Source organism: Microbacterium sp. K41, assembly GCF_004794395.1.
GTDB lineage: Bacteria > Actinomycetota > Actinomycetes > Actinomycetales > Microbacteriaceae > Microbacterium > Microbacterium sufflavum.
On sequence record NZ_SSDO01000402.1, the window covers coordinates 1 to 7,741 of the forward strand.

At 73.7% G+C, this 7,741-nt stretch carries 8 protein-coding genes; all 8 read right to left on the reverse strand.

From position 1 onward, the window contains the following. Positions 1-237, reverse strand: a 237-nt coding sequence (locus DW309_RS12630; RefSeq protein ID WP_136045580.1) for an ATP-binding cassette domain-containing protein, incomplete at its 3' end; no start/stop codon positions are given. After that, positions 234-1,046: an ABC transporter permease gene (locus DW309_RS12635; protein WP_136030943.1), complete on the reverse strand. Its 813-nt coding sequence runs from the start codon at positions 1,044-1,046 to the stop codon at positions 234-236. The genes DW309_RS12635 and DW309_RS12630, both read right to left, overlap by 4 nt. Further along, entirely contained in the window at positions 1,043-1,987 is a 945-nt protein-coding gene (locus DW309_RS12640) for an ABC transporter permease (protein WP_136030942.1), read from the reverse strand. The genes DW309_RS12635 and DW309_RS12640 overlap by 4 nt, the downstream gene beginning before the upstream one ends. 40 nt (positions 1,988-2,027) lie before the next feature. Continuing rightward, a complete protein-coding gene (locus tag DW309_RS12645; protein WP_136036477.1) occupies positions 2,028-3,647 on the reverse strand; it encodes an ABC transporter substrate-binding protein in 1,620 nt (539 codons plus the stop codon). Between the two features lie 94 nt (positions 3,648-3,741). After that, complete coding sequence (locus DW309_RS12650) at positions 3,742-5,265, reverse strand: serine hydrolase domain-containing protein (protein ID WP_136045581.1); 1,524 nt, start codon at positions 5,263-5,265, stop codon at positions 3,742-3,744. Next, entirely contained in the window at positions 5,262-5,975 is a 714-nt protein-coding gene (locus DW309_RS12655) for a type 1 glutamine amidotransferase (RefSeq protein WP_136045582.1), read from the reverse strand. Before DW309_RS12655 ends, DW309_RS12650 begins: the two co-directional genes overlap by 4 nt. Next, positions 5,972-7,084, reverse strand: a complete 1,113-nt coding sequence (locus DW309_RS12660; RefSeq protein ID WP_240753207.1) for a dipeptidase — start codon at positions 7,082-7,084, stop codon at positions 5,972-5,974. Before DW309_RS12660 ends, DW309_RS12655 begins: the two co-directional genes overlap by 4 nt. Before the next feature lies 1 nt (position 7,085). Continuing rightward, a partial coding sequence (locus DW309_RS12665) for an aminotransferase class IV (protein ID WP_136045583.1) occupies positions 7,086-7,741 on the reverse strand: 656 nt, incomplete at its 5' end.

A 7,741-nucleotide genomic window follows, 5' to 3' on the forward strand; every position in this document is an offset into this window, starting at 1 on the left:
CCAGGCGCGCTCGCCGAGGGCGACGGCATCCGTCCCGTCGATCACGAGCCCCTCCGCGGTCACGGTCGCCGCACGCGGCGTGAGCCCGAGCAGAGCGCGGGCGGTGAGGGTCTTGCCCGCACCGGACTCCCCCACGATCGCGACGCACTCGCCGCGCTCGACCGACAGGGAGACGCCGTCCACGACCGCCGTGCCGTCGAACGCGATCCGCAGCCCCCGCAGCTCGAGCGCCCTCATGCCGTCCTCCCGTCCGCCCTGGCCCGCAGGATCCGTCCGACGACCGTCGCGCACACGACCGAGAGCGTGATCGCGATGCCGGGGAAGACCGAGATCCACCACGCCTGTCCGAGCACGTTCCGGCCTCCGGCGAGCATCAGCCCCCACTCCGGGGTCGGCTCGGACGGCCCGAGGCCGAGGAAGCTGAGCCCGGCGGCGGCGAGGATGCTGGATCCGATGCCGATCGTCGCGAGCACGCTGAGCGAGCCCAGCACCCCGGGGGCGACGTGACGGGTGAAGGCCCGCAGCGGCGGCACCCCGAGGATGCGCGCGGCCTCCACGTGCTCGGCCACGCGCAGCGTCCTGGTCTGCACCCGGGCCAGGCGCACGTACACCGGCACCGCGGCCAGGGTCACCGCGATCGCGATGTTCACCGGTCCCGGGCCCAGCACCGCGACCACCACGAGCGCCACCAGGAACTCGGGGAACGCCATCAGCACGTCGTTGACCCGCATCACGGTGAGGTCCACGCCCCGCGGCGCCATCCCCGCCACCGCGCCGACCAGCAGCCCGACGACGACCGCGATCCCGGTCGCGAGGAGCCCGATGCCCAGCGACCGCCCGGCCCCGTGCACCACGCGCGCGTACACGTCGCGTCCGCTCTGGTCGGTGCCGAACAGGTGCTCGGGGCTGGGCGGCAGCAGGGCCGAACGCACGTCGGTCTGCAGCGGGTCCTGCGGAGCGAGGAGGTCGGGCCACACCGCCGCGACCGCGATCACCGCGAGCACCGCGACCGCCGACCACAGGGCCGCCCGCTGACCGCGGCTCATCGGGCGCCTCCGGCCGCTGCGGCCCGCACCCGGGGGTCGATCAGCGGATGCACGAGCTCGACCACGAGGTTCACCGCCACGAACACGACGGCGCTCAGCAGGATGATGCCGGTGATGACGGGGAGGTCGCGGTCGCTGATCGCCGCGAGGGTCACGCGCCCCAGCCCCGGCCGCGCGAACACCGTCTCCACCAGCACCGCGCCGCCCAGCACCGAGCCCGTGAGGTAGGCGGCCAGCGTGATGCCCGAGGCCGCGCCGTGACGGAGTCCGTGCCGCAGCGTGAACCACGACGGGCTCGCCCCCCGCGCGCGGACCGTCTCGGCGAACGGCATCCGCTCGGCCTGCACGAGCGCGTCGCGCAGCACCTGGCTCAACAGGGCCGCCACCGGCAGCGCGAGCGTGACCGCGGGGAGCACGAGGGTCGCGGGGTTGCGGGCGCCCGACACCGGGAACCACCCCAGACCGAACGCGAAGACGCTCAGCAGCACGAGCCCGATCCAGAACACCGGCGAGGACAGCACGACCAGCTCGACCGCCGCGGCCACCGCGCGCGCCGTCCGTCCGCGCACCAGCACGGTCACGGCGAGCGCGAGCACCACGGCGATCGCCAGGGCCAGCGCGGACAGCTGCAGGGTCGCCCCGAGCTGACGGCCGATCACCTCGGTCACCGGCAGCCGCAGCTGATACGACTCGCCCAGGTCGCCCCGGGCGAGCTGCCCGATGAACGACGCGTACTGCTCCAGGACGGGCCGGTCGAGCCCGAGCTCGGCGCGGATGCCGTCCTTCACCTCATCACTCACCTGCGCCTGCGGGCCGAGCATCACCGAGACCGGGTCGCCGGGGATGAGCCGGAAGGCGAGGAACGCGAGGGTGGCGGCGCCCCACAGCACCACCACCACGGTCGCGAGGAGGCCGGCGATCCGCGGCAGGGCAGCCTTCACCGTTGCGTCCTGCTTCCCTCGTCCCGGCGGCTGAGCGGACTCAGCCGAGGGTCACATCGTAGAACAGCGGCCGGCCGTACAGGTCGTACTGCAGCCCGTTCACGCGTTCGCCGACCGCCGTGATCGCGGACGGGCTGTAGAGCGGCACGATCGCGGTGTACGTGGCGTTCCACTCCTGCAGCTGCGCGTACAGGGCGTTGCGGGTGTCCTGGTCGCTCGAGGAGACCGCCTGCTCCAGCAGCGCGTCGATCTGGGGGTCGGTGACCTGCGAGGCGTTCTGGAAGCCCTCGCTGTGCAGGTGGTTGCGCAGGAAGTCGGCGTCCACGCCCGAGAAGCCCCAGTCCGTGAGGTCGAACGTCTTCGGCTCGTACTGCGCGTTGTAGGCGCCCGGCTCCAGCACCTCGCGCTGCACCTCGAAGCCGATCGCCTTGAGGTCGGACTGGATGGCGTTCGCGAGCGCGGCCTGGTCGTCGGGCACCGGGGTCCACGCGATCCAGCGCACCGAGAGGCGCGCGCCGTCCTTCATGCGGATGCCGTCGGCGTCGCGCTCGGTCCACCCGGCCTCGTCGAGGAGCGCGTTCGCGGCGTCCTGGTCGTACGGCCACGTGCCCTCCAGCGCCGCGTCGTACCCGGGCGTCGTCGAGCCGAGGATGCTCCACGCCCGCGGGAACTGGCCGAAGTAGATCTCCTCCACGGCGGCGTCGATGTCGATGCCCCGCGCGAACGCCTGGCGCACCTTCTCGTCGGCGAACACGCCGTACTTCTCGTTCAGGTACAGCGAGTAGGGCAGGCCGGGGTACTCGACCGAGTCGACCGTGACGCCGTCGCCGAGCTCCTCGACCAGGTTCGGCGGGATGTCGCTGGCGAGGTCTGCCTCGCTGCTGCGCACGACGCCGCTGCGCACGGCGGCCTCGGGCTGGATCTCCACGCGCAGCGTCTGGAACGACGGCGCCTTCTCCCCGTGCGGCCCCCAGGCGTAGTCGTCGTTGCGCGTGTACACGAGCTCCTGATCGGGCGTGTACTCGGTGAGCTCGAAGGGACCGGTGCCCACGGTGACGCCCGGGCCCCCGGCCTTCAGCTTCGCCGCGGACTCCTTCAGCACCGCGGGCGAGTAGAAGCCGAGCTGCGGCGTGCTGGCGGCCTGCAGGAACGGGGCGTACGGCTGCGTGAACGTGACCTTCACGGTGTGCTCGTCGACGACCTCCGTGCCCTCGTAGAAGTCGGCGCCCATCATGCTGGCCGCCTGCGCGGACTTGGTCTTCGGGTCGACGATGCGGTCGAAGTTCGCCTTCACGGCCTCGGCGTCGAACGGCTCGCCGTCGGTGAAGGTCACGTCGTCGCGAAGCGTGAAGGTGTACTCGGTGCTGTCGTCCGACACCTCCCACTCCGTCGCCAGCCACGGGCTGAAGCTGCCGTCCTCCTCCTGGAACACGAGCGAGTCGAGCACGGCGCGCTGCACCATGCCGGAGACGTCGAGCTGGCTGACCTGCGGATCCATGTGCCCCGCGGAGAGGTTCGCGCCCTCGATCGACCAGACGAGCTCATCGCCCACCTCGCCGTCGGCATCGGTGGAGGGACCGGCGCACGCGGCGAGCACCAGGGCGGTGACGGCGGCGAGCGCGGCGGCGGGCAGGAGACGACGCACGGGGGTGGCGGGCATGACGGTCCTCAGAACGATCGGGTGGGATGGATCCATCCTAGAACCGATTTTTGGACGGGGTCGATCTGTGACCGCGGCCCTCGTGCGCCGGAGGTCAGAGTGCGGGGAGCACGAGGCGGTGGCGGTCGGCCGGGCCCGGCTGCTCCCCCTCCGACCGCGACTCGCCCGTCGGCACGACCACGACCGACAGCCCCTGTATCCGCGGCTCGGGCAGCCCGATCATCCGCACCTCGACGCGCAGATCGGCCCGCACTCCCGCGATCCGCCAGCGCAGCTCGGCCTCGCTCCCGGCGGCGACCACACGCTCCGCGAACGGCGCCTGCTCCGGCACGAGTCCGCCGATCTCCTCGAGCTGGGCGCCCAGCCGCGCATCCCGCACATCCGCGGGCACGTCGGCCAGCACGTGATCCGCGAGGACGGGATACGCGGAGGCGGACCGGCCCTCACGGATCGCCGCATCGATGGCCTGCGCCGCCGCCACGGTCTCCCGCCACGGTCGCACCACGGCCGACGGCGCCCCCGTGCCCGCGAGGAGCTCGTCCAGTGCGACGCCGGCCACGCGCCGCGCCGCGAAGTCATCCGAGTTGCCGAAGGCGACCACGCCGAGCCCGGTCGCGGCGTGCCACCGCATGTGCGACGAGAACCCGGGCAGCCCGCCCGAGTGCTGCACGATCCGCCCGAACCGTCGATCCTCCTCGACGACCAGCCCGTAGCCGTAGCCGGCGGCGGCGAGCTCGTGTCCGGGGAACGCCCCTGGCGGCCCGGGGATGGGCGTGCGCGGCTGCTGCAGCTCCCTGCGTGACGCGGGTGAGAGCACCTCCGGCGCCACGGGCTCATCCGTGAACGCCGAGCCGAGGAACCACATCCACGTCGCGATGTCGTCCACCGTGCTGACCATGCTGCCGATGCACCCGAGCGCCCCCGCCCCCACGAACGGCTCGGGGCGGAAGGTCTCCCCGCCGTCGAACGTGCGGAAACCGTGCGCCCGCTCGTCGTCGGGGAACGCGTCGGGGGTGTGCGCGGTGCGGTGCAACCCGAGCGGCTCCAGGAGCACCTCGCGCACCACGTCCTCCACCGCTCTCCCGGTCACGGCCTCGACCGCCCGCCCGAGCAGCGACTGCCCGAGGTTGGAGTACTGATACACGGTGCCCGGGACCGCGGCGAGCGGCAGCCCCGACGCGAACAGCGCCGCGAGCTCCTCCCGGCCGGCGCCGAGGTGACGGTCGACCCAGGCGTTGTCCTCTCCCAGCCCCGAGCGGTTCGACAGCAGCTGCTCCCCCGTCACCGTGCACTCCCGGCCGTCGTGGAGCAGTCGCACGCCCGGTACCGACGTGGTGATCGGCGCGTGCAGGTCGAGCAGTCCGCGGTCGCGCAGCACCAGGACCGTCGCGGCGAGGAAGCTCTTCGACATCGAGGCGATGCGGAACACGGTGTCGCGTGTGGTCGGGCGCCCGTCGCCGTGCGGGTGTCCGTGCACCGCGACCGCCCGCACCGTGCCCCGGTCGCACACCGCCGCGACGGCCGCGGGGGCCCCGCGCCGCGCGTCGTCGTCCAGCCCGAGCCGGAGGACGCCCTCGTCCGTCGCCTCCGCCGGCCCGCGGGGCCCGGGGGACGTCATGCCGAGACCCCGGCGAGCACCTCGTCAACGAAGGCCTCGATGAGCGCGCGGCTCGCGGCGGTGTTGTGGTCGTGCACGCGTTCGGCCTCCGCGATCAGGGCCGGCAGCGACCGTCCCTCGCCACGCAGCGCCGCGTCGTCCCAGCGCTCCAGGTCGGCGGCGGACGCCTCGGGGTGGAACTGCACGCCGCGCACGTGCGCGCCCAGCCGGAAGGCCTGGTTCTCCACCGCCACGCTGGAGGCCATCAGCACGGCCGTGGGCGGGAGAGCCGTGATCATGTCCTGATGGTTCTCGATCATGGGGGCCTCGTCACCGAGGGCGGCGAACACCGCGTCCTCGCGCCCCGCGTCCGTGGGCTGGATGGGCGTGGCCCCGCGTTCGACCGGCCCGGTCTTGGCCCGCACCTCGCCCCCCGCCACGTGCGCGAGCAGCTGTCCGCCGAGGCAGATGCCGAGTGTCGGAAGGTCGCGGGCGATCGCCTCGGCGGCGAGCGCGCGCTCGGCCGCCAGCCACGGCGCGCGGTCGTCGTCGTCGGGCATGAGTCCCCCGCCGAGGAGCACGAGCCCCGCGTAGCCGTCGAGCGAGGTCGGCAGCGGCTCCTGCGCTCCCACGACCGGGTGGACGTCGAGGCCGCGCTCCGTGAGCCACGCACCCAGACGTCGCGGGCCCGAGCTGGCGGAGTTCACGACCACGAGCACACGGGTGCTCATTCCGCCCCCTCTCGCGCGGTGGTGTCGACCGCAGGCACCAGCGCCGCGGGGGCCGGAGACCCCGCGCAGCCGGCGAGGAACGCCTCGTGGTCGGGGTCGGAGGCGGCGAGCACGCGCAGCACGTTCTCGTGGGCGGCCGCGGCCAGGTCCTCCTCCGACCAGCCGCGTCGCCGGAGCTCGGCGAACAGAGCCGGGTAGCACGAGACGTCGCCGAGACCGTCGGGCATCGCGTCGGAACCGTCGTAGTCCGCGCCGATACCGACCGCGTGCGCACCCGCGACGCGCCGGACGTGGTCGAGGTGATCGGCCGCGTCGCTCACCCCGACCGCCGGGGCCTCGCCCGCACCGCCCGCCTCCCACCAGTCGCGTCTGGCCTGCGACAGGAACGTCGGCACGAACGGCACCATCACCACGCCGCCCTGCGCACCGATGGCCGCGAGCACGTCGTCCGGCACGTTGCGCGGGTGGTCGCACAGCGCGCGCGCTCCGGAGTGGCTCACGATCACGGGCCGCGTGGTGATCGCGAGCGCGTCGCGCATCGTGCTCGGCGCCACGTGGGACAGGTCGACCAGCACGCCGATGCGGTTCAGCTCGCGCACGACCTCCCGCCCGAACTCCGTCAGTCCGCCGTGGCGCTCCTCGTCGGTCGCGGAATCCGCCCAGGCGATCGTGCGCGACCACGTCAGAGTCAGGTAGCGCGCACCGAGCCGCGCGAACTGGCGCAGCACCGCGAGCGAGCCGCCGAGCTGGTCGCCGCCCTCGATGCCGATCAGCGAGGCGATGCGCCCCTCGGCCATCGCCGCCCTGACGTCCGTCGCGGTCCGGGCGAAGGCGAGCCGATCGGGATGGGCGTCCACCAGCCGGTGCACGAAGTCGATCTGCTCCAGCGTCGCCACCACCTGCTCCGCACCCTCCAGCACCGGGTCGACCCACACCGACCAGAACTGGGCCGCCACGCCCCCGGCGTCCAGCCGCGGAAGGTCGGTCTGAGTGGCCGCGACCGGCCCGGCCAGCTCGTCCACCCGGTACCCGAGCAGCGTCCTGCTCGCCCAGGCCAGGTCGTTGTGCCCGTCGAACACCCCGTCCAGAGTCCGTCCGTCGCCGCTCATGTCAGTCCTCCCGTGCATCCAGCACCGCGTTCATCCGCGCGGTGAGCTCATGGTCGATCGCCAGGGCCGCGCCGTCGAGGGCGCGCACCGGCACTGCACCGCGTGTGCTGGAGCACAGCCACAGGGCATCCGCCCGCCGCAGATCCTCGCGCGTCACGGGCACGATCGCGGTGCGGCGGTCGGCGAGCCCCGCGAACACATCCCCCTGGGTGGTGCCCGGCAGCACGCCGAACTCCGGCGGCGGAGTGACCAGGGTGTCGTCGATGCGGGCGACCAGCGTCGACCGCGGGCCCTCCAGCACGAACCCGTCTGCGCTGACGAACACCACGTCGTCCGCACCGCGGCGTGCGGCCTCCCGCAGCGCCGCCTGGTTGACCGCGTAGGCGAGCGACTTCGCGCCCTGCAGCAGCCAGGGCGCCGTGTGCATCACGTCGTGCCGGTACCCGCGGTCGAGCACCACCGCGGTGACCCCCGCGGCGCGCACGGCCGAGGGGTCGGCGCCCGCGAAGCCGAGCACCCAGCCGGTGGGTACCGCGTGGTCGAGCTCGTCCCCGCGGGTCATGGCGAACTTGATCGAGGCGATCTCGCCGTCGCGCAGCACCCCGGCTCGCGACACCGCCGCGGCCGCCCTGCGCACGGCCGTGCGCCAGCGGTCGA

Excerpts from the sequence above, each read along its gene's own strand:
- DW309_RS12660 (WP_240753207.1), bottom strand. The coding sequence starts at position 7,084 with ATGAGCGGCGACGGACGGACTCTGGACGGGGTGTTCGACGGGCACAAC.
- DW309_RS12650 (WP_136045581.1), bottom strand. The coding sequence starts at position 5,265 with ATGACGTCCCCCGGGCCCCGCGGGCCGGCGGAGGCGACGGACGAGGGC.
- DW309_RS12635 (WP_136030943.1), bottom strand. The coding sequence starts at position 1,046 with ATGAGCCGCGGTCAGCGGGCGGCCCTGTGGTCGGCGGTCGCGGTGCTC.
- DW309_RS12655 (WP_136045582.1), bottom strand. The coding sequence starts at position 5,975 with ATGAGCACCCGTGTGCTCGTGGTCGTGAACTCCGCCAGCTCGGGCCCG.
- DW309_RS12645 (WP_136036477.1), bottom strand. The coding sequence starts at position 3,647 with ATGCCCGCCACCCCCGTGCGTCGTCTCCTGCCCGCCGCCGCGCTCGCC.